Source organism: Holophagales bacterium (genome assembly GCA_016719485.1).
Taxonomy (GTDB): Bacteria; Acidobacteriota; Thermoanaerobaculia; order UBA5066; family UBA5066; genus UBA5066.
The window spans coordinates 286,380-310,992 of the sequence record JADJZB010000002.1; the positions used below are offsets into that span (position 1 = coordinate 286,380).

27 protein-coding genes are annotated in these 24,613 nt (G+C 70.0%); all 27 read left to right on the plus strand.

Annotated elements, in window-relative coordinates; translation table 11 throughout:
* The first annotated feature begins 51 nt into the window (after window positions 1-51).
* From IPN03_01325 to IPN03_01455, 27 genes are read left to right on the plus strand one after another with little or no spacing between them, the layout of a single operon-like run.
* Complete coding sequence (locus tag IPN03_01325; GenBank protein MBK9372396.1) at window positions 52-426, plus strand: integration host factor subunit beta; 375 nt, start codon at window positions 52-54, stop codon at window positions 424-426.
* Window positions 423-926: an HIT domain-containing protein gene (locus IPN03_01330; protein ID MBK9372397.1), complete on the plus strand. Its 504-nt coding sequence runs from the start codon at window positions 423-425 to the stop codon at window positions 924-926. The genes IPN03_01325 and IPN03_01330 overlap by 4 nt, the downstream gene beginning before the upstream one ends.
* Window positions 927-964: 38 nt before the next feature.
* A complete protein-coding gene (locus tag IPN03_01335; protein MBK9372398.1) occupies window positions 965-1,309 on the plus strand; it encodes a hypothetical protein in 345 nt (114 codons plus the stop codon).
* Window positions 1,306-1,497: a hypothetical protein gene (locus IPN03_01340; protein ID MBK9372399.1), complete on the plus strand. Its 192-nt coding sequence runs from the start codon at window positions 1,306-1,308 to the stop codon at window positions 1,495-1,497. Before IPN03_01335 ends, IPN03_01340 begins: the two co-directional genes overlap by 4 nt.
* Window positions 1,498-1,500: 3 nt before the next feature.
* Complete coding sequence (gene lpxB / locus IPN03_01345) at window positions 1,501-2,646, plus strand: lipid-A-disaccharide synthase (GenBank protein MBK9372400.1); 1,146 nt, start codon at window positions 1,501-1,503, stop codon at window positions 2,644-2,646.
* Window positions 2,643-4,532 carry an ATP-binding cassette domain-containing protein gene (locus IPN03_01350; GenBank protein ID MBK9372401.1) on the plus strand — a complete coding sequence of 630 codons (1,890 nt, stop codon included), beginning with the start codon at window positions 2,643-2,645 and terminating at the stop codon, window positions 4,530-4,532. Before lpxB ends, IPN03_01350 begins: the two co-directional genes overlap by 4 nt.
* Complete coding sequence (locus IPN03_01355; protein MBK9372402.1) at window positions 4,529-5,398, plus strand: YicC family protein; 870 nt, start codon at window positions 4,529-4,531, stop codon at window positions 5,396-5,398. Before IPN03_01350 ends, IPN03_01355 begins: the two co-directional genes overlap by 4 nt.
* Window positions 5,395-6,027, plus strand: a complete 633-nt coding sequence (gene gmk, locus IPN03_01360) for a guanylate kinase (protein ID MBK9372403.1) — start codon at window positions 5,395-5,397, stop codon at window positions 6,025-6,027. The genes IPN03_01355 and gmk overlap by 4 nt, the downstream gene beginning before the upstream one ends.
* Window positions 6,028-6,055: 28 nt before the next feature.
* The gene (rpoZ, locus tag IPN03_01365; GenBank protein ID MBK9372404.1) at window positions 6,056-6,358 is read left to right on the plus strand and encodes a DNA-directed RNA polymerase subunit omega; all 303 of its coding nucleotides are present in this window, start codon (window positions 6,056-6,058) and stop codon (window positions 6,356-6,358) included.
* Between the two features lie 9 nt (window positions 6,359-6,367).
* Entirely contained in the window at window positions 6,368-7,621 is a 1,254-nt protein-coding gene (coaBC, locus tag IPN03_01370) for a bifunctional phosphopantothenoylcysteine decarboxylase/phosphopantothenate--cysteine ligase CoaBC (GenBank protein ID MBK9372405.1), read from the plus strand.
* Window positions 7,579-8,385 carry a uracil-DNA glycosylase gene (locus IPN03_01375; protein ID MBK9372406.1) on the plus strand — a complete coding sequence of 269 codons (807 nt, stop codon included), beginning with the start codon at window positions 7,579-7,581 and terminating at the stop codon, window positions 8,383-8,385. The genes coaBC and IPN03_01375 overlap by 43 nt, the downstream gene beginning before the upstream one ends.
* Complete coding sequence (locus IPN03_01380) at window positions 8,382-8,999, plus strand: hypothetical protein (GenBank protein ID MBK9372407.1); 618 nt, start codon at window positions 8,382-8,384, stop codon at window positions 8,997-8,999. The genes IPN03_01375 and IPN03_01380 overlap by 4 nt, the downstream gene beginning before the upstream one ends.
* A 4-nt stretch (window positions 9,000-9,003) precedes the next feature.
* A complete protein-coding gene (gene priA, locus IPN03_01385) occupies window positions 9,004-11,415 on the plus strand; it encodes a primosomal protein N' (GenBank protein MBK9372408.1) in 2,412 nt (803 codons plus the stop codon).
* A gap of 25 nt (window positions 11,416-11,440) precedes the next feature.
* Complete coding sequence (locus IPN03_01390) at window positions 11,441-12,412, plus strand: acetyl-CoA carboxylase carboxyltransferase subunit alpha (protein ID MBK9372409.1); 972 nt, start codon at window positions 11,441-11,443, stop codon at window positions 12,410-12,412.
* Between the two features lie 56 nt (window positions 12,413-12,468).
* A complete protein-coding gene (gene recJ, locus IPN03_01395) occupies window positions 12,469-14,169 on the plus strand; it encodes a single-stranded-DNA-specific exonuclease RecJ (GenBank protein ID MBK9372410.1) in 1,701 nt (566 codons plus the stop codon).
* Window positions 14,166-16,178 (plus strand): hypothetical protein, encoded by a 2,013-nt coding sequence (locus tag IPN03_01400; protein MBK9372411.1) that lies wholly within the window; start codon window positions 14,166-14,168, stop codon window positions 16,176-16,178. The genes recJ and IPN03_01400 overlap by 4 nt, the downstream gene beginning before the upstream one ends.
* On the plus strand, window positions 16,175-16,915 hold the full coding sequence (lptB, locus tag IPN03_01405; GenBank protein ID MBK9372412.1) for an LPS export ABC transporter ATP-binding protein: 741 nt from the start codon (window positions 16,175-16,177) through the stop codon (window positions 16,913-16,915). Before IPN03_01400 ends, lptB begins: the two co-directional genes overlap by 4 nt.
* A 42-nt stretch (window positions 16,916-16,957) precedes the next feature.
* Entirely contained in the window at window positions 16,958-18,109 is a 1,152-nt protein-coding gene (locus IPN03_01410) for a hypothetical protein (GenBank protein ID MBK9372413.1), read from the plus strand.
* On the plus strand, window positions 18,087-18,554 hold the full coding sequence (locus IPN03_01415; GenBank protein ID MBK9372414.1) for a hypothetical protein: 468 nt from the start codon (window positions 18,087-18,089) through the stop codon (window positions 18,552-18,554). The genes IPN03_01410 and IPN03_01415 overlap by 23 nt, the downstream gene beginning before the upstream one ends.
* Window positions 18,555-18,585: 31 nt before the next feature.
* Window positions 18,586-19,119, plus strand: coding sequence for an HPF/RaiA family ribosome-associated protein (locus IPN03_01420; protein MBK9372415.1), 534 nt, complete (start codon window positions 18,586-18,588; stop codon window positions 19,117-19,119).
* 10 nt (window positions 19,120-19,129) lie between these two features.
* Complete coding sequence (hprK, locus tag IPN03_01425; protein MBK9372416.1) at window positions 19,130-20,146, plus strand: HPr(Ser) kinase/phosphatase; 1,017 nt, start codon at window positions 19,130-19,132, stop codon at window positions 20,144-20,146.
* Window positions 20,143-21,024, plus strand: coding sequence for an RNase adapter RapZ (gene rapZ / locus IPN03_01430; GenBank protein ID MBK9372417.1), 882 nt, complete (start codon window positions 20,143-20,145; stop codon window positions 21,022-21,024). Before hprK ends, rapZ begins: the two co-directional genes overlap by 4 nt.
* On the plus strand, window positions 21,021-21,479 hold the full coding sequence (locus IPN03_01435; GenBank protein ID MBK9372418.1) for a PTS sugar transporter subunit IIA: 459 nt from the start codon (window positions 21,021-21,023) through the stop codon (window positions 21,477-21,479). Before rapZ ends, IPN03_01435 begins: the two co-directional genes overlap by 4 nt.
* Complete coding sequence (locus tag IPN03_01440; protein ID MBK9372419.1) at window positions 21,476-21,745, plus strand: HPr family phosphocarrier protein; 270 nt, start codon at window positions 21,476-21,478, stop codon at window positions 21,743-21,745. Before IPN03_01435 ends, IPN03_01440 begins: the two co-directional genes overlap by 4 nt.
* Before the next feature lie 27 nt (window positions 21,746-21,772).
* Complete coding sequence (gene ptsP / locus IPN03_01445) at window positions 21,773-23,560, plus strand: phosphoenolpyruvate--protein phosphotransferase (GenBank protein ID MBK9372420.1); 1,788 nt, start codon at window positions 21,773-21,775, stop codon at window positions 23,558-23,560.
* The gene (locus IPN03_01450) at window positions 23,557-23,925 is read left to right on the plus strand and encodes a cupin domain-containing protein (protein MBK9372421.1); all 369 of its coding nucleotides are present in this window, start codon (window positions 23,557-23,559) and stop codon (window positions 23,923-23,925) included. Before ptsP ends, IPN03_01450 begins: the two co-directional genes overlap by 4 nt.
* The gene (locus IPN03_01455; GenBank protein ID MBK9372422.1) at window positions 23,922-24,608 is read left to right on the plus strand and encodes a hypothetical protein; all 687 of its coding nucleotides are present in this window, start codon (window positions 23,922-23,924) and stop codon (window positions 24,606-24,608) included. Before IPN03_01450 ends, IPN03_01455 begins: the two co-directional genes overlap by 4 nt.
* Window positions 24,609-24,613 lie beyond the last annotated feature (5 nt).

The following is a 24,613-nucleotide window of genomic DNA, read 5'->3' on the forward strand; positions in this document are numbered from 1 at the left end:
AGGCGTCGCGGGGAGCGCTGCCCGAATGCGGCGCTTCCCCCGGGGGAGGAGATGGAACGCGACACCCAGGGCGTCAGCCGGGCTGAGGGGACGACCACGAAGGCCGACCTCGTGGAGAACGTCGCCCGCGCCGCCGAGCTGACGAAGAAGCAGGCGGAAGCGGTCGTCGAATCGGTCTTCCAGGGGATCATCGCCTCGCTGCGCGCCGGTCAGAAAATCGAGCTTCGCGGTTTCGGGAGCTTCAAGCTCCGGCAGCGCGGCGCCCGCGTCGCGCGCAATCCGAAGAAGAGCGGCGTGAAGGTCCACGTGCCGCCGAAGCTCGTCCCCTACTTCAAGCCGGGGAAGAAGCTCAAGGAGCTCATCAACGAGGAGGCGCCGGTGCCCGAGGTGGCCTCGAGGGCGTCCTCGGCGCTCCCGGAGGAATGAGCGACGTCCTCTTCACGCCCTGGCGGATGACGTACCTGACGAACGCCGTGCCCTCCGGACCCTCGACGTGCCTCTTCTGTGACCTGCAGGGCCTCGGCGACGCCGAGGCCCTGATCGTCCTGAGGGGCCGGCACGTCTTCGCGCTCCTGAACCGCTACCCCTACTCGAACGGGCACGTCATGGTCGCGCCGTACGCGCACCGGGGCACGCTCCCGGAGCTCACGCCGGACGAGAGAGTGGAGATCATGGACGTCGCCGCGAGGCTCGAGGAGACCCTGCGGGCCGAGTATTCGCCGCACGGCCTGAACGCGGGCCTCAATCTCGGACGGTGTGCGGGGGCGGGAGTGCCGGGCCACCTCCACCTCCACCTCGTCCCTCGATGGGACGGCGACACGAACTTCATGACGGTCCTTTCCGGGACGCGCATCGTCCCGGAGGATCTCGGCGTGACGTATGGCCGGCTCCGCGCGCGCCTCGGCACGCCGGAGGGGGGCTCCTGACCGGCGCGCGCCGCTCCGCCTCGTCCCGCCTGTTCGCCGTGCTGCTCGCGCTCCTCGTTCCGGGCCTCGGGCACGTCTGGGCCGGGCGCCGTGCGAGGGGCGCCGCGTACTTCCTGCTCGTCGGGGTTGCGTTCCTGGCGGGTCTGGGTCTCGGCGGCTCGGTGGGCTCGCTTCCCGTCCGGAGCTTCGGCGGCTTTCTCACGACGGTCGCCACGCACGCCGTCGTGGCTCCCGGGCTCCTGGTCCACTCTGCCGGACTTGCCGCCGGCGATCCAGGATCGCCCTCGTTCGAGGTCGCGATGACGTACCTCATCGTCGCGGGCGTCATGAACGTCCTGCTCGCGTTCGACGCCTGGGACGTCGCCGGGGATCGAAAACCGTGACGACGGCCCCGCTGGCGGACCACGTCCTCCACCTCGTCCTCCTCGCGACGATCGTGTCCGCCTTCTTCGCGCTGCTCTGGCGCGACGAGGGTCCCGAGCGGCGCCGGTTCTTCGCCCGGATGTGGACGGCGATCGTCGGCGGCTCCTTCGCCCTCGCGTGGGCGATGTCCTTCGTCGGGGGGCGGTGAGCGGTGCGGCTCCTCCTCTCGGCAGGCGAGGTCTCCGGGGACCAGCACGGCGCGGCCCTTCTCGCGGCGCTGAAGGAGCGCGTCCCGGGTCTCGAGGCCTTCGGCATGGCCGGCGACCGGTGCGCGGCGGAGGGCATGCGCCTCCTCGCACACCAGAAGGACCTCGCCATCATCGGCGTGGTGGAGGCCCTCTCGAAGATCCGGTTCGCGCGCCGGCTGATCCGCGACCTGACGAACGCCGCGACGCATGAGCCCGTCGACGCCGCCGTCCTCATCGACTCGCCCGACTTCCACCTGCCGCTCGCACGGCGTCTCGCGAGGGCCGGAATCCCGGTCGTCTTCTACGTTTCGCCGCAGGTCTGGGCGTGGCGAAGCGGACGGGCGAGGACGCTGGCACGCCTCGGACGTGGCATCCTGACCCTCTTCCGCTTCGAGAAGCGCTGGTACGACGCTCGAGGGCTCGGCGAATCCGTGAGGTGGGTCGGTCACCCGCTCGTCGACGAAGCGGCACGGGAGCTCGCGGAGCCCGCGTCCCCGCCACCCGACGGCCGCCGCCGTGTCGTGCTGATGCCCGGCTCGCGCGCGGGCGAGATCCGCAAGATCCTCCCTCTCATGCGGGAGGCCGTTTCCCTCCTCGCCGCCCGGCGGAACGACCTCGACGTGGTCCTCGTGAAGGCCGATTCGGTTTCCGAAGCCCTTCTCGAGGAGACGGGGGGGCCGGCGCTTGCCGGCTGGACGATCGTCTCGGGACCGCACCTGGCGCTCCTCGCGGCGTCGGACGTTCTGGTGGTGGCCTCCGGCACGGCGACCGTGGAAGGCCTGCTGGCCGGCATCCCGATGGTCGTCGTCTACCGGGTCGCCACGATCAGCTACCTCCTCGGCAAGCTCCTCGTCAGGGTTCCGAACGTGGCGATGGCGAACATCCTCTCCGACCCCGGAGACGGCTCGCAGACCGTTCCCGAGCTGATTCAGGGCGCCGCGACTCCGGAGCGAATTGCCGCCGAGGTCGAGCGGTTTCTCTCGGGCCCGGCGCACGCCGCCGAGGCCCGGCGCCGGCTCGCCCTCGGGCGGGAGGACCTCGGGCCGCCGGGAGCGCCTGCCCGGACGGCGGATGCCGTCCTCTCCCTCGTCGGAACGGGACGCGCGTGAAGGACTTCGCCCGCCTCGCGCGCCTCTTCCGTCCGCACGCGAGGGCCGCGCTCGTCGCGGTCCTCGCGATGATCGGCGTCGCCCTCTTCACCACGCTCGTCGCCTACCTCTTCGGCCCGCTCTTCGACCAGGTCCTGTCGCCCGGGCAGGGAGAGGTGGTGAAGCAGGGGCTCGCGGCCGATCCCGCGGCGCGAGGGCTCGGGAAAGCGCTCGCCGCGACCGAGGAGGCGAGGAAGACCACCGTCATCCGCTGGCTGGACGACGGCCTCCTCGACCTCCAGAGAGCCGCCGGAGTCACGGAGGAGAACAGGGGCGTCGCCCTGCCGCTGCTTCTCCTCGTGGCGTTCCTGCTGAAGAACCTCTGTGCCTTCGCGGCGGAGTACCGTTTCAACGCCGTCGGGCTCGCGTTCGTGAGGGACGTCCGCCGACTCGTCTACGAGCGCCTCCTCGGGCAGTCGGGCGCCTTCCACGCGAAGAACCCGTCGGGGGACCTGATATCGCGGGTGACGGGAGACGTGGACCGGATTCAGGGCCTGTTCGGTACGGACCTCGCGGACCTCGTCCAGTCCGTTGCGACGCTCGGCGGCCTCTCGGTTCTCGTCGTCTCCCGCTCCCCGGAGCTGACGCTCATCGCCCTCGTCGTCGCCCCCGCGATCGTCGTGCCGGTCGTCCTGATCGCGAATCGTCTCCGGCGGATATCGAAAGCGGGTCGTGAACGAATGGGCGACCTGACGGGCGTCCTCTCGGAGACTCTCCGCGGCCACAGGGTCGTCCAGGCCTATGGCGCCGAGCGGTACGAGGCCGACCGGTTCGGCGAGGTGAACGAGCGGACGTTCCGCCTCCTCCGGAAGGGCGCGGGGGTGATGGCGCTCTCCTCGCCCCTCGTCGAGACCGCGTCGGTCCTCGCATTCATCGTCCTCCTCGGCTACGCCGGGAAGCGGATCGAGGCCGGGACGATGACGCTCGGCGCGTTCATCTCTTTCGGGGTCGGGCTGGTGATGATGTACCAGCCGTTCAAGCGGGCCACCCGGATCAACCTCGCGCTCCAGCAGGCGCTCGCCTCGGCGCGGCGCCTCTTCGAGGTCCTCGACGCGCCCGTCCTGGTCGTCGACCGGACGGGCGCGACTCCGCTGGCGCCGTTCGAGAGCGGAATCCGTTTCGAAGGCGTGTCGTTCTCCTACCCGGGAGGCCCCGACGTTCTCTCGGACGTCGACCTCGACGTCCCGCGCGGTTCGGTCACCGCGCTCGTCGGCCCTTCGGGAGCGGGAAAGACCACCCTGGCGAACCTCCTGCCCCGTTTCATGGACGTGACCGCGGGGAGGATCGCCATCGACGGCGTCGACATCCGCGACGTGACGCTCGTCTCGCTACGCGGAGCAATGGCCCTCGTGACGCAGGACGTCGTTCTCTTCGACGACACGGTGCGCAGGAACGTCGCGTATGGACGGGAAGGCGTGCCGGAGGAGCGGATACGGGCGGCTCTCGCCGCCGCGAACGCGGAGGAGTTCGTCGACGCCCTGCCGGATGGGCTCGACACGCGGGTCGGCGAAGCGGGCGGACGCCTCTCGGGGGGACAGCGGCAGCGCCTCGCCATCGCACGGGCGCTCCTGAAGGACCCGCCGATCCTGATTCTCGACGAGGCCACCTCCGCCCTCGACACCGAGAGCGAGCGCGCGGTGCAGGACGCCCTCGAGCGGCTCATGGCGGGGCGTACGACGCTCGTCATCGCCCACCGTCTCTCGACGGTGCGGCGCGCCGACCAGATCGTCGTTCTCGAACGCGGCCGGCTCGTCGAGCGCGGCCGGCACGCCGAGCTCCTGGCGCTCGGAGGCGTCTACCGGAGGCTCCACGACCTGGCGGCCTTCGAAGAGGAGAAACCCACGTGAAGTCGATGACCGGTTTCGGGCGCGCGCAGGCGGCCCTCCCCGACGGGACGCAGATCTCGATCACCGTCCGCGGCGTCAACCACCGCTTTCTCGACCTGTCGCTGAAGATGCGCGACGACCTCGGCGCGCTCGAGGCGCCCTTGCGCAAGCTCGTCTCCACGGCCGTCGTCAGGGGTCACGTCGACCTCTCCGTCCGGGTCTTCCGGCCGGCGGGTGGAGCGGTCAGCATCGACGGGACGACGGCGGGGCGGTACGCCCAGGAGTGGAGGCGGCTCGCGGAAGAGAACGGCCTTCCCGCGGATCTGTCGGCGCGCGACATCCTCTCGCTGCCGGGCGTCGTCCGCGTCGCCGAGGACGAGGCGGGGGAGTCTCTCGGAGCCGCGATCCTCGAGGCGACTCGCACCGCGCTCGAGGACTTCGACGCATCCCGCCGCCGCGAGGGCGCGGCGACCGCGGCGGCCCTCGGCGTGGTGCTCGAGCGGCTCGAGGCCGGCATCGCGAGCGTGGCCGAAGCGCGAGAGGGACTGTCCGAGAGGCTCCTGGCGCAGCTGCGCGAGAGGGTCGCAAGGCTCGCCGCCGGCATCCCGCTGGACGAGACGCGCCTGGCGCAGGAAGTGGCCCTCCTGGCCGACCGCGCCGACATCACCGAGGAGATCGACCGGTTCCGCGCGCACCTCGTGGAAGCGAGGCGCCTGATGGACGGCGCTCCTGCCGCGGGAAAGCGGCTCGACGTCCTCGCCCAGGAGCTCCATCGCGAGGCGAACACGAGCAGCCAGAAGGCGCGGGAGCTCCCTCTCACGCGCGTCCTCCTCGACCTGAAGTCGGACGTGGAGGCGCTCAAGGAACAGATCCAGAACGTGGAGTGAGCGTGAGACCCGCAGGAGACCTCTTCATCGTCTCGTCCCCCTCGGGAGCCGGAAAGACGACGCTCATCCGGCGGATCCTGGCCGACCCCGCCTTCGCCGGATCGATCCACTTCTCCGTCTCCCACACGACGCGCGCGCCGAGACCCGGCGAGGTCCACGGCCGCGAATACCACTTCGTTTCGCCGGAGGAGTTCGAATCGCTCGTCTTGCGGGACGGGTTCCTCGAGCACGCCGTCTACGACGGACACCGCTACGGCACGTCGCGCGGAGAGGTCGAACCCCGCCTGGCCGCCGGCATCGACGTCCTCCTCGACATCGACGTCCAGGGGGCGCGCCAGGTCCGCTCCCGCATGCCGGAGGTCGTCAAGGTCTTCGTCTTTCCGCCGTCGCGGCAGGTGCTCGAAGCGCGACTCGAGGCCCGGGGCCACAACTCGCCCGACTCCATCGTCCGGCGCCTGGAGGCGGCCGCCCGGGAGATGGGGGAGTTCGGCGAATACGACTATGCGATAATCAACGATGTCCTCGACGCGGCCGTGGACGAACTGCGGTCCATAGTCGTGGCGCGCCGGTCGAGCCGCCGGAGACGGCAGGAACGCCTCGAGGCGATCCTGAGAACCTTTCCCGCGTGATGCGAACGACCTGCGAACGGGAGACCTGATGACGAACGAAGAGCCCGGAGCCGACACGATGACCGAATCCGCCGAGACGACCCCGAGCACGCCCCTGATCGAGTCGAAGTTCCGGCTCGTTCACATCGCCTCGCGGCGCGCCGAGCAGCTGATGCTGGGCGCCCGCCCGAAGCTCGAGACGAAGCACACGAAGTTCTCGCGCATCGCGCTCGCCGAGGTCGCAGGGGGTCTCGTGAAGTGGCAGATGGGCCAGCGACCCGTCGAGTCCGACGTCGACGTGGAGGGCGTGCCGGCCGAGATGGTCGACCCGCTCCCCCTCATCACGCCGTAGCGCAGCGGCGTGAGCGGAGGCGCCTCACCGGCCCCGCGCGTCCTGCTCGGCGTCAGCGGTGGCATCGCGGCCTACAAGGCCGCCGAGATCGTCCGTCTCCTGGTAGACCGGGGGGCGGGCGTTCGTGTCCTGATGACGCCTGCCGCCCAGCGTTTCATCACACCTCTCACGCTCTCGGTCCTCTCCAAAGCGCCCGTCGTCGCCGATCTCTGGGACCCGGCCTCCGGCGCCGTGGACCACATCGAGCTGGCGCGCTGGGGGGAGGTCCTCGCGGTGGCGCCCGCGACGGCGGATGTCCTCGCGAAGATGGCCCGCGGGATCGGTGACGAGGCACTCTCGACCTACGCCCTGGCCCATCGCAAGGCGATCGTCGTCGCGCCCGCGATGAACACCTGGATGCTGGCCCATCCCGCGACGCAGGAGAACCTCCGGATCCTCCGGGGGCGCGGCGCGGTCGTCGTGGACCCGGAATCGGGAGACCTCGCCTGTGGCGACGTCGGTCCGGGCAGGATGGCGGCCCCGCCCAGAATCGTCGAGGCCGTCCTGGGCGCTTCGAGGGTCTCGCGGAGCCTCGCCGGACGCCGGATCGTCGTCACCGCCGGCCCGACGCGAGAGCCGATCGACCCGGTCCGGTTCCTGACGAACCGCAGCTCCGGGCGGATGGGCTTCGCCCTCGCGCGCGAGGCCGAGAAGCGGGGCGCCGAAGTCGTACTCGTCTCGGGTCCCGTCTCGATCGATCCACCGCCGAACGTGCGGCTCGTGCGGGTCGAAAGGACGGCGGAGATGCTCGAAGCGGTCCTCGCCGAGATGCCGTCCGCGGACGCCCTCGTCATGGCCGCCGCGCCCGCCGACTTCCAGGCCGAGGCGTTCGCGCCCAGGAAGATCAAGAGGGCCGGCGGGATCCCGGAGATCCGCCTGGTGCTGGCCCCCGACATCCTCGCCGCCGTGCGGCAGGTCCGGACCGCCCGACAGGTGGTCGTGGCCTTCGCGGCCGAAACGGACGACCTTGCCGGGAACGCCCGCCGCAAGCTCCTCGACAAGGGGGCCGACCTCCTCGTCGCCAACGACGTCTCCCGTCCCGGGATCGGGTTCGACAGCGAGGAGAACGAGGTTCTCCTCCTGGCCCCCGGCGAATCGGACCCGGTTCCCGTCCCCCGCGCGGCCAAGGCCGTCGTCTCCGCGCGCATACTCGAGCGCCTCGCCGCGCTCCTCGACGAACGATGCCCACACGTACCCGCCGACCACGCCGAAACGACGCCCTGAGCGCTGCCCTCGGGTACTTCAGGGACCTGGGCGTACGGGAGATCCACCTTCCGGGTCATCCTGAGGCACGAGTGCGAGACGACGGGGGCTCGCGCGCCGCGGCCGGTCCGCCGCGGGAACCTCGTGGGGTGGCGCCGCGCCCTGCCGTCGATGCGGGCGGCTCGCAGGACGGCCCCTCCTTCGCGAGCCTCACATCGATTCAGACCGCCGTCGCCGCGTGCCAGCTTTGTGGGCTCTGCCGGACCCGAACGCAGACCGTCTTCGCGGACGGAACGGGACGGAGCCGGCTGATGTTCGTGGGCGAAGCTCCCGGCGCCGACGAAGACGCCACCGGTGTCCCGTTCGTCGGCCGGGCCGGGCAGCTCCTGACGAAGATGATCGAGTCCGGCATGGGGCTCTCGCGGAGCGACGTCTACATCGCGAACGTGCTGAAGTGCCGGCCGCCCGGGAACCGGAATCCGGAGCCTGCGGAGATCGCGAGCTGCCGGCCATACCTCGAGGCGCAGATCGAGCTCGTGAAGCCGTCGGTGCTGGTGGCACTGGGGAAGTTCGCTTCCCAGTTCCTGCTCGCGACCGATGAGCCGATCAGCAGGCTTCGGGGGCGATGGGGCAGCCGGGGTGGAATTCCCGTGATGCCGACCTACCACCCGTCCTTCCTCCTGCGCCAGCCGGAGAAGAAGAAGGAAGCGTGGGAAGACCTGCAGCAGGTCCTGCGCAAGCTGGGCCTCCCGATTCCCGGAAAACGGGGAGAACCGGGCGCGTGAGCGCCCGCGGCTTTCTCGGCCCGCTGATCGTCGGCGCTTTTGCCGCTTTCGGCACCGTCCTCGCCATCGCGCCCCCGCCCGGTTCGAGGGCCGTTGCCGCACTTCCCGCGGAACCGACGGCAGGCCCCGTCGGTTCCGGACGGACATCCGCCGAGGAGCGGGCCGTGTCGGCAGCGCTCGGCTCCGGGCTGCGCCCCGCGACCGACGACGACGCGACGGATTCGGAGAGCCGGGAGGAGCTGCGGATCCTGTACGGCGACTACCGTCCGTACTTCGTCCGGGGTGATTTCGACTCCGACGGACGTCTCGACTTCGCACAGGCTTTCGTCCGCCGGGATGGCCCCGAGCCGCTCTTCGACATCGCGGTGTTCTTCGGCAACGCCGAGGGGTTCTCGGCCCCCGCCTGGGTCGAGCGCGGGCTCCTGCTCTCGGATGGCGACCTGACGGTCGACCGATCCGTTCTCGTCGTGACGGAAGACGTCGAACGCGAGGTGTCCCGGCGCTGGCGGTGGCAGGCCTCCGAAGGCCGATTCCTCGACGTCGACGCCGGAAGCGAAGGCGAAGAAGGCGAACCCTGGACCGAGCCGGACAACCGGCTGGGCACGACGGCCTGACGCCGTGGCTCCGGACGAGACCGCCCGGCGCGTCGCGGTCCTCCTTCCGACCGGGTTCCCCCAGCTCGCAACGTACCGGATTCCCGCGGACCTCGAGCGGCCCGCGCCCGGTACCCGCGTCGCAGTGCCGTTCGGTACGCGCATCCTGACGGGGCTCGTCGCGCCCGGCGAGGCGGTCCCGGCGCCGGACGGAACGACCGAGAGGGACGTGCTGTCGATCCTCGACGAACGGCCTTTCCTGCCGGCGTCGTTCGTCGGCCTCCTGCTGCGGGCCTCGGCCTACTACTTCGCCCCTCCGGGAGAGCTCCTGCGGGCGGCCGTCCCCTCCCGGCTCCTCGACCTCGGGGAGGCCTCGTACGTCCCGACGAGCCGATCGGTCGGTGCCCGGCCCCGGGAGGGCAGGTCCGCAGAGATTCTGGATGCCATCGTGGAGCTCGGCCGGGCCACGCAGCAAGAGCTCTCGGACCGGCTCGGAAGCCGCGGTCTCGCCCGGGCGCTCCGGGCTCTCCTGGACGAGGGCCTCGTCAGGGTCCCGTCAGAGGAGATGCGGGCTGCGAGACCTCCCCTCACGAAGAGCTGGCTCGCGCGGGGGGCCGTCTCAGATCCGCGCCTCGCGCGCCGGCCGAAGCAGAGGAACGCCCTCGCGCATCTCGTCGCGCTCGGCCGGCCGGCATCCGCCGCCGAGCTTCGCGCCGCCGGCGCGACCCCCTCGGTCCTGACGGCCCTCGTGAAGGAAGGCCTCGTCGCGGTCGTCGAAGAGGAGCGATCCGCCGACGCTTCCGTCCACGCGCTTCCTCCGCGGGCGTCCGTCCCCGTCGTTCCGACCGTCGCGCAGAGAGATGCCGTCGAAGCGGTGAGGGCGGCGCTGGCGAGCGGCGTGGAGGCCCGGTTCCTCCTCGACGGAATCACGGGAAGCGGAAAAACGGAGGTCTACCTCGCCGCGCTCGAGGCGTCGATCGCCCTCGGACGGCAGGGAATCCTCCTCGTCCCTGAGATCGCCCTCGCGCCCGGGCTCATCCGGAGGGTCGTGGCCCGCTTCGGCGAGCGGGTCGCCCTCCTCCACAGCGGCCTTTCCGACGGCGAACGCTCCGCGGCCTGGGAACGCACCCGCCGCGGAGAGGTCGACGCCGTGGTCGGGCCGCGCTCGGCCGTCTTCGCGCCCCTCCCGCACCTCGGACTCATCGTGATCGACGAGTCCCACGACGCGTCGTACAAGCAGGCCGAAGCGCCCAGGTACGACGCGCGGACGGTCGCCCGCGTCCGGTCCCACGGCGAGTCGGCCGTCCTCCTCCTCGGGTCGGCAACACCCTCCATGGAGCAGGAACAAGCGGCTCGCGACGGGGGCCTCGTCCGGCTCGTCCTTCCCGGGCGTCCCACCGCGCGAGGCCGCGCAGACGTCGAAGTCGTCGACCTTCGCGGCGAGCCGGCCCGTCCCGGGGACCACGGCCGCGTCCTCTTCGCCCTGCGCACGATCGAGCTGTTGCAGGGGGCCTTCGACAGGGGAGAGCAGGGGATCGTCCTCCTGAACCGCCGCGGCTTCTCCCCGTCGCTGCTCTGCCGGGCCTGCGGGCACGACTTCCGCTGCGGCTCGTGCTCGGTGGCGCGGACGTACCACCGCCGCGGAGAGAGGCTCCTCTGCCACTACTGCGGCGACTTCGTCCCGCGCCCCAGGGCCTGCCCGGCGTGCGGCTCCGAGGTCCTGATGCCGGTCGGCTTCGGAACCGAGCGCCTGGCGGAGCGATTCGAGGAGGTCTTCCCCGGCATTCCCTACGCCGTTCTCGACCGCGACGCCGCGGCGCGACGCGGTGGAGCGGCCCGGGTCCTCGCCGATTTCGAATCGGGATCGGCCCAGGCACTCCTCGGGACGCAGATGGTGGCGAAGGGCCACGACTTCCCGAACGCGACGGTTCTGGCGGTCCTCGACGCGGACGCGCTTCTCTCGTTTCCCGACTTCCGCTCGGCCGAACGTACGTTCCAGCTCGTCACCCAGGCGGCCGGTCGCGTCGGTCGAGGAGACAGGCCCGGAATCGTCGCGGTCCAGACGGCGCGCCCGGAGCACGAGGCCATCGCGGCGGCCGTGGCGCAGGACCACGCCCGTTTCGCGGAGGGGGAGCTTCGCTTCCGCCGGACCTTCGGCTACCCGCCTTTCTCCCACCTCCTGCTCGCGCTCTGGACGGCCAGGGAGCTTCCCGAGGCGGAAGCGGCCGCCCGGACGGGACGGACGGCCATCGGTCTGCTGCCCCGTCTGCGTCTCCTCGGGCCCGCGCCGGCGCCGCTGGAGAGGCTCAAAGGCCTCTATCGCGTCCAGCTCCTGATCAAGTCCGACTCGCGCGAGGCGCTCGCCGAGGCGGGGGAAAGGCTCCGTGAGCTCGACGCCCCACCTCGCCTGGATCGCGACCCGCAGAGTCTCCTGTGAGTGCCGGAGTCCCCCGGTCTGGTACATTCCGGGGGTGAGCGTCGAGAACCGCTTCGAGGAGCCGCTGGAGCGGCTGAGGACGCGCATCGCCGGCCTTGAACGGAATCCCGAGAGTCCTGCGCGGGACAAGGCGATCCGCAAGCTCACGGAACGGCTCGACAAGCTCTCGGGCGAGATCTACGCCAACCTGACGCCCTGGCAGAAGACACTCGTGGCGCGCCACCCGGCACGTCCCTTCACGCTCGACTACGTCCGGATTCTGCTGAGGGACTTCGTCGAGCTCCATGGAGACCGCGCCTACGCCGACGACCCGGCGATCGTCGCCGGCTTCGGTGTCCTCGGCGAGAGAACGGTCGCCGTCGTCGGACACCAGAAGGGGCGCGACACGAAGGAGAAGATCCGCCGGAACTTCGGGATGCCGCGGCCCGAGGGCTATCGGAAGGCCCTTCGCGTCATGAAGCTCGCGGAGAAGTTCCGCCGCCCCGTCCTCACCTTCATCGACACCCCAGGCGCGTATCCCGGCATCGAGAGCGAGGAGCGCGGTGTCTCGGAAGCGATCGCCGTGAACCTCCTCGAGATGTCCCGCCTCGGGGTCCCGATCGTCGCTACGGTGACCGGGGAAGGGGGCTCGGGTGGTGCTCTCGGGATCGGCGTGACCGACGTCATCCTGATGCTGGAGCACTCGGTCTACTCGGTCATCTCTCCCGAGGGCTGTGCCGCGATCCTCTGGAAGGATCAGGCTCGGGCACGCGAAGCGGCGGAGGCGATGCGCATGACCGCTGCCGACTGCAAGGCACTGGGCGTTGCCGACGAGGTGATCCCGGAGCCGGCCGGCGGCGCCCACTCGAACCCCGTCGCAACGATCGACGCGGTCGGACGCGCCCTCGTGCGCCACCTCGACCGCCTCTCGTCGCTCCCGATCGACGCCCTCCTCGAAGCCCGCTACGCGAAGTTTCGCCGCATGGGGGCCTGGGAGGGGACCGCGGCCACCCGGTGACCCCGGCCTTCCCGCCGCCCCGAGTCTCACGCTCCCTTCGGACGCACTCCGCGGACGTGGCGGAGCGCCTCGTGCGGGCGCTGGGGATCCCGGACGCCCTCGCGCGCGTTCTCGCGGCGCGCGGCATCGCGTCGGCGGACGAGGCCCGGGCGTGGCTCGAGCCCGGTATCGAGACCCTTCACGATCCGTTCGGAATGGGCGGCATGCCGGAGGCCGTGGAGCTCCTCGTTCGGGCTGCAAAGCGCGGAGGCCGCGTCGTCGTCTTCGGCGATTACGACTGCGACGGCATCGGCGCCCTCGCCATCCTCACGACGACTCTCAAACGGCTCGGAGCCGACGCGGTCCCGTTCGTGCCGCACCGTCTCCTGGACGGCTACGGCCTGAGGGCCGAGACCCTGCGCCGGGTTCTCGACGAGCACGCTCCCGAGGGCATCGTCACTGTCGACTGCGGCATCACGGCCGTCGATCCGATTCGCGAGGCCGTGGACCGCGGCGTTTTCGTGGTGGTGACCGACCATCACCTCCCTTCCGAGGAGCTGCCGAAGGGCGCCGTCCTCCTCAACCCGAGGATCCCCGGCTGTCCCTACCCGTTCAAGGAGCTCGCGGGTGCTGGCATCGCCTGGAAGCTGTCCGAGGCGCTGCTGCGCACGGATGGAGCCCGGGTCGGGATCAGCGACGGTTCCGTCCGGTCCTGGATGGCCTCCCTCGCCAAGGTGGCGGCGCTCTCGACGATCGCCGACATGGTGCCGCTCACGGGAGAGAACCGGGTCCTGACGTCGTGGGGCCTCACCGGCCTGGCCGAGCCCCGGTCACCCGGCCTGACGGCTCTCCTCGCGCGCTGTTCCGTGAGGGCCGGCAAGAGCCCCTCGGTTCACGACGTGGCCTTCCGGATCGCGCCGCGCCTGAACGCGTCGGGCCGCATCGATCACGCCTTTCGCGCCCTCGAACTCCTGACGACGACCGACCCCGCCAGGGCCAACGTCCTCGCCGACGAGATCGAAGCCGCGAACACCGAGCGGCGGCGCATGCAGGAGAGAGTCGTCGCGGCCGCCTTCGGGAGGCTCGAGAAGACGTTCGACCCCTCCCGGGACGCGCTCGTGGTTGAAGCCGGAACGCCGGAAGAGGGGTGGCATCGTGGCGTCCTCGGGATCGCCGCGTCGAGAGTCGCCCAGGCGCTCCATCGCCCGGTCCTTCTCCTCTCGCGGGACAACGGCCGTGTCGGCGGCAGCGGAAGGACCTGCGGGCGAACGCCCCTCTTCGATCGCCTCGCTCCCGTCGCGCGGAGGCACGCGGCCGACTTCGGAGGCCACCACGCCGCGATCGGTCTCTCCGTCCCGGCGGCGGGGTTCGAGGCCTTTCGCGACGAGGCACAGGCCGCGTTCGCCCAGGCCCGCGACGACGAAGAATGGAGCGTCGTCTACGAGGCCGATACGGTGCTCGCACCCGTGGAGGTGACTCCGGCGCTCGTCGAGGCTCTCACGAGGCTGGAGCCTCACGGAATGGGCAATCCGCGGCCTCTTTTCCTCCTGCCGTCCCTCCGGTGGGACGGACGCGGAAGGCCGGTCGGGGAACGTGGCCTGCGCGTGACGTTCGAGCGCGACGGCCTCCGTCTCGAAGCGGTCGGCTGGTCGCTCGGCACGATTCCCGGGCCGGACCGGAGGGGGGCCTGGGACATCCTCGCGAACGTGTCCCACGACGCGTTCCTCGGCCGGCCGGGACTGACGGTCCTCGACGCAGTCCGGGTGGAGAGCGCATGACGGGCAGGACCCGACGCGTCCTCCGGCGCGCGCTCGCTTTCCTGGCGCTCGGAGGCTTCCCGCTCCTCGTCGTCTTTTCGTACCAGCCCTCGGGTGCCCGGACGCTGGAAGCGCGGGACGAGGTCGCCGAGACCCTCCTGCGCGAGTCGCAGGGAGAGCGCGACCGGCTTCGGTTCGAGGACTTCGACTATTCCGAGAGCGAGGGTGGAGGGGCGGAGGTCTACCGGCTCCGGGCGGCCGAGGCGATCGCGTTCGCCGAGGGCGCCGACAGGATGTTCCGGCTGAAGGACGTCACCTTCCAGAGCCGCGACGCGGCGACGGGCCGAACCGCGATCGTCGCCGCTCCCCGTGCGGAGTTCGTCCCCTCGACCAAGGCGTTCCGGGTCTTCGAGGGAGTACGCATCGATGGGGAAGGGGTCGGCGTTCGAAGCGTGTCCTTCCGGTACGACCCACTCCTCAAGCTCCTCGTCTCGGAGGGCCCCGTCACGGCCCTGCGGGACGGGCTCTTCGCGACGGCCCTCGAAGGTTCCGTCGAGACGGCCGCGGGAGTCGTCCGATTCCGAAAGCAGGTACGCATGAGGGGGGCAGACGAGAGGGGGCGGCGAGTCGCGCTCTCCGCGGACGAGGTCGACCTGAGGCGAGGCGGCGGGTTCTCGGCCCGCGGAGCGGTGGTCCTGAGGACCGACGAGCTTCTCCTGCGGGGCGACGAGGCCGAGCGGGAGCCCGTCGGCGAGGCGGAAGACCTGCGGGCGCACGGCTCCGTCGTCGCAGTGCTCCTTCCCGTTCGTGGACAGGCTCTCACGAGCCTGGTCCGGGCGGAAGGGGATCGCCTGGAGCTAAGGCGCGACGCGACCGGCGCGGCCTCGAGACTGCTGCTTTCGGGCGCCCCTGCGAGACTCGACATCCCTCCCGATGGCCCGTCGGGCGCTCGAAATGCGGTTTCGCCCGACTTCGAGGCATCGCTCGCCGGTGGGACCCTGACGCGCGTGACGGTCCCCGGAAGGCTCTCCATGGCCGAGTCGGCGCCGGAGGCGCGTCACGGCGCGAAGTCACCCCCGGCGGCGCGACTCCTCACGGCGGGCAGCGGGCAGCTCTCCTTCGGACCCGACGGGAGGACGATCGAGACCGCGATTCTGGACGGCGGCGTGACGCTGGCCGAGGGACCGAGGACGTCCGTCAGCGCCCCTCGCGCCACGCTTCGGGCGACGGACGAGAGCGCGGTCTTCGCCGGGACCGTCGACGCCCCGGCGCGCTACGAGGACGAGAAGACCCGCGTCCTTGCGACCGTCCTCACCTGGTTCCGCCGGGACGAGCGGATCGAAGGGGCGGGAAGCGTGAAGACGACCTTTCGGGGCCGCGAGGGGACCGAGATCCTCGGCGCCACGTCGGATGCGCCCGTCTCTTCCGAGTCGGACTTCCTCCGCGTCACCTCGGCGGACCGGAGAGTCCTCCTCACCGGAAACGTCACGGCCTGGCAGGAGGAGAACGTACTTCGGGCGCAGTCCCTCCTTCTCGACGACCGGGACCGATCGCTCCGTGCCGAAGGAAACGTCCGGGCAACCCTCCGGCGGAGAAGGGTCGATCCGGAGACGAGCATCGCCGCCGTCGAGACGGTCGCGGCGTCAGGAAGCGTCCTGACGCACCGCGAGGCCGATCGCCTCGTGCGCATCGAAGGCTCTTCCAGCGTCAGCTCCGGGACGTGGGTGATGAAGGCCGACGTCACGGACGTCGTTCTCGGACCGGAACGAACCATAGACCACGCGGAGGCTCGCGGGAACGTCACGGTCGAGGACCGCGCCGACAAGCGCCGTGGCGAGGGCTCCAGGGCCACCTGGCGACCGCAGGCCGAGGCGATCGCACTCGAGGGGACGCCCGCGACCGCCTTCGACGGAAAGGGAAACCGGATGACCGGAGCTCGCCTGACTTTCCAGAAAGGGAGCGGCCGCGTCGACGTGGAAACGGGACCAGGGATCCCCAGCCAGGGGATCCTGCGACCGGAGGGAATTTGAGCGAGACACGCCCGCGCCTCGCGGCAGAGGGGCTCAAGAAGGTCTACAGGGGCCGCACGGTCGTCGACGGAGTGTCCCTGACGGTGGACGGGGGCGAGGTCGTCGGCCTGCTGGGTCCCAACGGTGCGGGAAAGACGACGACCTTCTCGATCGTCGTCGGGCTGGTGGAGCCGGATGCCGGGCACGTTCTCCTCGACGGAGAGGAGATCACGGAGCTCGCGATGTTCCGGCGCGCCAGGCGGGGCGTGGGCTATCTCCCTCAAGAGGCGTCGGTCTTCCGCAAGATGACCGCCCTCGAGAACCTCGTCGCGATCCTCGAGACGCTGCCACTCCTCTCCCGGAACGAGCGGCTCGAGCGGGCCCACGAGCTCCTCGACCGGTTCAAGCTCTCCCATCTCTCGACGTCCGTCGCCGACACGCTCTCCGGGGGCGAGCGGAGGCGCCTCGAAATCGCCCGCGCCCTGACCCTGTCTCCCCGCTTCCTCCTCCTCGACGAGCCCTTCGCCGGAATCGACCCCATCACGGTCCTCGACCTGCAGCACGTCATCCGGGAACTGGCGACGACCGGCATCGGCATCCTCATCACCGATCACAACGTGAGGGATACCCTCGCCATCGTCGACCGCGGCTACATCATCAACGCCGGCGTGATCTTCAGGACCGGTTCGCCGGTCACGCTGTCCGAGGACCCCGAGGTGCGGCGGGTCTACCTCGGAGACCGCTTCCGGCTGGACTAGAATCGCAGAAGAGATCACGCCGTCCGGCGCGCTTCATTCATCGTGGGACTCGAACAGAAACTCTCCCTCAAGCTCTCGCAGCGGCTCGTCATGACGCCGACGCTGCAGCAGGCCATCAAGCTGCTGCAGATGACGCGTCTGGAGCTCCAGGACGTCGTCACCCAGGAGATCGTCGAGAACCCGGTCCTGGAGGAGGACGAGACCCCGGAATCGCCGTCGGCCGAGGCCGAGGAACCGGTCGCCTCGCAGGAGCGGGAGGACGCGGGGACCGCGGACCGCCCGGGCGAGGGCGCGGACGGTCCCGACACCGCCGGCTCGACCTGGGAAGAGGGAAATGCGGTTCCCCAGGAATCGGCGCCTCCCGAGCCCGCGCCGGGAACGGCCGAGGCGGAGATCCCGGCCGAGTCGACCCAGGAGTCGTCCTTCGAAGCGATCGATCTCGAGTCCTACTTCGGCGACTACCTCGAGGGGAGCTCCTCGACCGCCCCGAGGATGAACGAGGAAGGTGAGGAGTTCTCCCTGGAGAACCGGGCCGAAGCCCCTCCCGGCCTCGATGCCCACCTCGCCGAGCAGCTGGGCGTCTCGGAGGCGGTCCCGGTCGTACGGGAAGCATGCGCCTTCATGATCGGGAACGTGGACGCGGACGGGTACCTGCGCATCACGCTCCCGGAGGTCTGCGCCGCGATCCCGTGTACCGAGGAAGAGGCGGACCTCGCGCTCGCCCTCCTCCAGTCGTTCGATCCGGTGGGTGTCGGAGCCCGGAACCTGCCCGAGTGCCTCCTGATCCAGGCGCGGGCCGCGGGCGTCGCGACGCCCCTCCTCGAGGACCTCTTCACGAACCGGCTCGCCGACCTCGCGAGCAAGGCGGTCCCCGTCCTCGCGCGGCAGATGAACGTTCCGGTCGAAGAGCTCCAGCAGGCGATCGAGGTCCTGAAGCACCTCGACCCGAAGCCCGGGCGCTGCTACGACTCCTCGCGAACGATCTACGTCGAGCCCGACGTCCAGGTCGTGAAAGTCGACGACGACTACGTCGTCCTCTTCAACGACGACGGCCTTCCCCGCCTGAAGATCTCTTCCTTCTATCGCCGCCTCCTCGTCTCGAGCAACGGCTCCTCTCGACGGAGAGGGCCGGAGCTACCTGCGCGAGAAGATGCGGGCGGCCCAGTGGCTCATGAAGAGCCTCGACCAGCGTAAGAGGACGATCGTCAGGGTCGCAGAATCGATCGTCCGCAAGCAGCGCGACTACCTCGACTGGGGTGTGGCGCACCTGCGGCCGCTGATCCTGAGGGACGTCGCCGACGACATCGGGATGCACGAATCCACGGTCTCGCGCGTCGTCTCCAACAAGTGGATGGCGACGCCCCGGGGCCTCCTCCCGATGAAGTTCTTCTTCCACTCGGCGATCAGCTCTTCGGCCGGGGAGGACGTCTCGTCCCTCGCCGTCAAGGGGAAGATCCGCGCCCTCGTCGAAGCCGAGGACTCGGCGCACCCCCTGTCCGACGCGCGCCTCGCCGAGCTCCTCGCCCGCGAGGGAATCCGCATCGCCCGGAGGACCGTCGCGAAGTACCGCGAGGAGCTGCACATTCCGTCCAGCTCGATCCGAAAGGTGGAGCGTGGGCCAGCCGGTCCTCCGGCGTGAGGCCCCAACGCAGGAGTAGCAAGGAGGCACGATGAAAGTCGAAATCACGGCCCGGCGTCTCACCGTCGACGCGAAGACGAAGGACACGATCGAGAAGCGCCTCGACAAGCTCTCCAAGGTCCTCCCCAGGGAGGCCGACGCAAAGGTCGTCATCCGCCTCGAGAAGAGGGGCGTGCTCGTCGAGGTCACGATCTCGGCCCGACAGCGGACCTGGGCCGCGGAGGCGGTGGCGGCCGACCAGCTGACGGCTGCGCAGAACGCCCTCGACCGGGTCGCCGCGCAGGCGAAGAAGACGAAGGCGCGGGTCAAGGAAGAGAAGAAGCACACGACCTCCGCCGTGCGCAAGGCCGTCCCGGCCGCCCCGGCCGAACCGCCCGTCCCCGCGCGCGAGAAGCCGCCCCGGAGCGAGACCTACGAGGCTCGACGGATGTTCGACGAGGACGCCCTGCACGCCTTCAGTCACAGCAAGAAGGACGTTTTCGCCTACCGTGACCCGTCCGACGAGGCCCTTCGCGTCCTCTATCGCCGCAAGGACGGGTCGGTCGTGGTCCTGACCCCGGTCTAGGAAATCCTCGATGCTCCCTACGCCCCCCGAGACGAAGCCGCATGTCAGGGCCGCCGACCTCGAGTTGCCCGCCCTGGCGCCGCTCGGGCTGAAGCTCGTCTCGGGGCGCGCCGGGCTGGACCGTCCGATCGAGTGGCCGCGCGTCCAGAAGCCGGGGCTGGCCATCGCCGGGTTCCTGCCCTACGTCCGGGCGAGGCGGGTGCAGATCCTCGGCGAGAGCGAGTTCGACTACCTGCGGACTCTCTCCCCGCGCGTCGTCAAGGAACGGTTCGACGCCTTCACCGCGCTGGGGATGTCGTGCGTCATCGTCACGAAGGGGATCCGTCCGCCCGCCGTTCTCAAGCGCCTGTGTCAGGAGAGGGACGTCCCGCTCTTCGTGACGCCGCGCCTGACGAGCACCGTCATCGAAGGCCTGACGGCCTTCCTGGAGGAATCCCTCGCTCCCCGCGTGACGCTCCACGGCGTGCTCGTGGAGGTCGGCGGGCTCGGGACGCTCCTCCTCGGCGATTCGGGAGTCGGCAAGAGCGAGTGCGCCCTCGCCCTCGTCCAGCGCGGCCACCGCCTCGTCGCCGACGACCTGGTCGTCGTCAAGCGTTTCCACAACGACGCACTGGTCGGCTCGTCGGCGGGTGTCATTCGGCACCACATGGAGCTTCGGGGCCTCGGAATCGTCAACGTGCCGCTCCTGTTCGGCGTGGCGGCGGTCCTCGAACGGCACACCGTCGAGCTCGTCATCCGGCTGTCCCACTGGGTCGAGGGCGTCGAGTACGATCGCCTCGGCCTCGACGAGGAGACCGAGACGATTCTCGGCGTCGCCGTCCCGCTCGTGAGGATGCCGGTCGCGACCGGTCGTGACGTCGCCCTCCTGGTCGAGATTGCGGCCCGCAACCACCTCTTGAAACGCCGCGGCTACAACGCCGCGAAGGAGATGGCGGCCCGGGTGCACGAGGAGATCGCCCGCCGAAGCGCCTCCGACAGGGAACGGAAACGGCCCCCGCGCAGGCGCCGCCGGGCGGTGGACGCGTGAGCGACGCCGCGAGCGAGCACCACCTCCTCGTCGTCACGGGCCTTTCCGGTTCCGGAAAGTCCTACGCGGCGCACGCCCTCGAGGACATCGGCTACAACACGATCGACAACCTCCCTCTGTCGCTCCTCCGGGGGTTCAGCGAAGAAATGGCGTCGGGGCGAGGGCAGAAGGGGAGGACCGCGGTCGTTCTCGACGTCCGAAACCCGGGCTTCGCGGAGGCGTTCCCCACGCTTCTGGACGACCTTCGAGCCCTCCTCCCCGTCACCGTCGTCTTCCTCGAGGCGGACGACCCGACGATCTACCGGCGTTTCTCCGAGACCCGTCGCCCCCACCCTCTCGCCCAGGAACGAACCCTGACCGAGGCCGTCTCGTGGGAGCGCCACCTGCTCGCCGAGGTAAAAGGGAAGGCCGACCTCGTTCTGGACACGACCGCGATGACGGTCCACGAGCTTCGCTCCGTCCTCGCGGAGCACTTTCGCGCGCCGGGAGACCCGGGAGTGCTCGCGGTGTCGATCGTCTCGTTCGGGTTCAAGCACGGCGTGCCGCCGTCGATCGACCTCTGTTTCGACGTGCGGTTCCTCGCGAATCCCCACTTCGTACCGGAACTGAGGCCCAGGACGGGGCGCGACCCCGAAGTGGCCCGATTCATCGAGGAAGGGGTCGCGACGGGCCCGTTTTACAGGCGCCTCCTGGAGTTTCTTCTCTTCTGCCTTCCCAACTATCGCCGAGAGAACCGTGCGTACCTCACGATCGGCGTCGGATGCACCGGGGGGCGTCACCGTTCCGTTTACGTCGCCGAACGTCTCGGACGGGATCTGGCCGCCGCCGGCTACCCCGTCCGGATCGCCCATCGCGACGACACCCGAGAAGGACCATGAAGAAATCCGAAGAAACGCCCGCGGGGCTCGCGGCAAACGTCGGTCTCCTCCTGCTCTCGCACGGCCCGCTCGCGGACGCGTTGAGGGAGACGGTGAACGTGCTGGAGCCCGAGCAGATCGAGCCTCTGGGGGCCCTTTCCCTGGCGTGGGACGAGGCCCCCGAGAACGCTTCCGATCGACTCCAGAAGGCGATCGCGAAAGCCGACCGGGGGCGGGGTGTCGTCCTCCTGACCGACATGTTCGGCGGCACGCCGTCGAACCTCGCGCTCGCCTTCCTGCAGAAGGGGCGGATCGAGATCGTCACGGGGGTCAACCTGCCGATGGTCATGAAGGCGCGAGCCCTCGCGCGCGAGGGCAAGGACCCTTCGGAAATGGCCCGGACGCTCGTGGAGAAGGGGCGCCGCGCGATCGTCGCGGCCGGGGAGCTGATGGAGACGGAGAAGCGGCCCGCGTGATCGAAAAGACCGTCGTCCTCAAGAACCGGCTCGGCCTTCACGCGCGCGCGGCGGCGAAGCTCGTCCATACCGCCGCCCACTACACGGCCCGCGTGACGCTCTCCAAGGATGGCGAGGACGTCGACGGGAAGAGCATCCTCGGCCTGCTCCTCCTGGCCGCGGGGAAAGGGACTCCCATCGTCGTCCGGACGGAGGGGATCGACGAGGCGGAAGCGATGACGGCGCTGGCGGATCTCGTCGAGAGGCGGTTCGACGAGTCGGAGTAATCCCCCGGAAGGCTACAATCTCGGCTCATGAAGCGGTCCCTTTCGCTCTCCGGGATTCCCGTGTCTCCGGGAATCGCCGTCGGCCGGGCCGCCGTCTGGCTGGCACGTGCCGACTCCTCGCCCCGGAGAGACCTCGATGCCGAGGAGGTCCCAACGGAGCTCGAGAGGCTCCGTCTCGCCGTGGAATCGGGAATCCGGGAGATCGGCGAGATGGCGGGGCAGGTCGAGGAGCGCCTCGGCAAGGAGTACGCCGCGATCTTCCAGGCGCACGCTCTCTTCCTGAGGGACCCATCCTTCCTCGGTCCGATCGAGAAGAAGATCCGGGTGGAGAGGGTGAATGCCGAGTGGGCGGTGGAAGTCGTCGCCGACGGTCTCGCCTCGCGGCTGCGAGACCTGCCCGACAAGGACCTCGCCCTCAGGGCCTCCGACCTCGACGACGTCGCCGCGATCCTGAAGCGGAGTCTCGGAGAAGGGGAGGCGGCCGTCGACCGGCTCGCCTCGCTCACGGGCGACGCGTGCGTCATCGTTGCGGACGAGTTGACCCCCTCCGACGCCGTGCGCATTCCGCGCGACAAGGTCGTCGCTTTCGTCACGGAACGCGGAGGCAAGACCTCGCACGCTGCGATCCTCGCCCGCTCGTTCGGGCTGCCCGCCGTCGTCGCGATACCGAAGCTCCTCGCCTCGATCGGGGACGGGGACCGGCTCATCGTGGACGGTCGGGAAGGGGTCGTCTGGCGGGAGCCGTCGGAGGACGTCCTCACCCTCTTTCGCGAACGCCAGGGCCGCGATGCGACCCGGGAGCGGTCCCTCAAGGAGCGAAGTCTCTCCGGCCTCGCGCGGACGCGCGACGGCGAGGATGTGGCGATCCGCGCCAACATCGAGCTCGCCCGCGAGGTTCCGGACGTGTTCGAATACGGTGCCGATGGCGTCGGGCTCTTTCGCTCGGAGTTTCTCTATCTCTCCGGCGACGGTATGGAGTTCCCCGACGAGGCCACCCAGGCGGCCATCTACCGGGCTGTCGTGTCGCAGCTCGCGCCCCGGCCCGTCGTCATCCGAACGTACGACCTCGGCGGCAAGAAGGGCGCCCGCCACCTGTCCGGCGCCGAAGAGAACCCCGTCCTCGGCCTCCGCGGGGTCCGGCTCTGCTTCAGCCACCCGGAAATGTTCCGGACCCAGCTCCGTGCATTGCTCTCGGTTGCCTCGGAGGGGGACCTCAGAATCCTCGTTCCGATGGTCGCCGGCGTCGAGGACGTGCGCAGGGTCAGGACGTTCGTCGAGGAAGCCAGGGAAGAGCTCCTCGAGCGCGGCGTCAACGTCCCTCACAGCGTACCGATCGGCGCGATGATCGAGGTCCCGTCGGCGGCGATCACCGCCGACCTGATCGCTCCGGAAGTCGACTTCCTCTCCCTCGGAACGAACGACCTGACCCAGTACACGCTCGCCGCGGACCGTGCGAATGAAGCCGTGTCGGACATCTTCAGGCCACATCACCCGGCCATCCTCCGCCTCGTGGCCAGGGTGCAGGACGCGGCCCGCGCCGCCGGGAAGCCCCTCGCCGTCTGTGGTGAGATGGCTGCCGACCCCGCCCTCTTCCTTCTTCTCCTGGGCCTCGGCATCCGTGAGTTCTCGATGGGACCTCGATCCGTGCCTCTCCTGAAGGACGTCGCCCGGTGCGCCTCGGCGGCCGACGCGTCGAGGATGGCACGCGCCGCGCTTTCCCTTTCGACGCCCGATGACGTCGCCGCCCTTCTGGCACGGGAGGCCGAGGCCCTGCTGAGCGGCGACCCTGAGACCCGGGCAGCGGTGAACGCATGAAGACGACCGACCGCATCGTGTCGAAACCGTGGGGAAGCGAACGGGTCTTCGCCGCCAACGGAAGATACGCCGGGAAGCTGATCTCCATCCTGTCCGGAGAGACGCTGTCCTTTCAGTACCACCTCGTGAAGGAAGAGACGATACATGTCCTCGCGGGGACGCTCGGGATGGAGACCGAGATCGAAGGCGAGCGGGTTCTCCTCTCCCTCGCTCCGGGAGAGACCTTTCACGTCACCCCTGGAACCCGTCACCGGATGTTCGCGGCCGCAGGCGACGTCCTCGTCGTCGAGGTCTCCAGCCCCGAGCTGGACGATGTCGTCCGGCTCGAAGACCGCTACGGTCGGGAAGGTACGTCGCAGCCATGAAATATCGTGCGTCACTGGCGATGCTGGCTTCCGCCCTTCTGGCATCCCTCGTCGTTGCGGGCGCGGAGCCGACCCCGACTCCATCAGGAAAGCCGGCCAGGAAGCTAGGTGGAGGGAGCTTCGGAGTTCCTCCCGCGACGTCGCCGACCGCCCTCGCCGCAAGGACCGACACCCTGACAGGAGCCGCAGGAAAGACGCAAGTGGAAGGAACGAGCGGAGGGCAGAAATCACCTCGGAGCATCGTGATAACGAACGAGTCCCTGAGGTCCGGACCTGCGACACCGACTCCCGCGTCGATCAGCATCACGGGATCGGGAAAAGCCAGGCCCAAAGTCAAGGTGCCGCCGACACCAACGGTCGGTCCGGTCGTCATTCCCGAGTACCGGGATGCGAGTGGACGTACGGAAGCGGACTGGCGAAGACTCGCGACGATCGCGCGAGAACGCATCGCAAGTGCGGAATCGGGCTTGTCGGCGGTGCAGGAAGAATCGAAACGCCTCGAGAACGACTTCTACGCGTGGAGTGACGGCAACTACAGGGAGCGCGTCATCCGTCCAGCGTGGGATCAAGCGAAAGAGAAGCTGCGCCTCCTGGAATTGGAGGCCGATTCTGCGCGAACGCGTCTCGTGGAGCTCGAGGAAGAGGCGCGGAGAAGCGGGACGCCTCCTGGATGGCTCCGCTGAAAGAC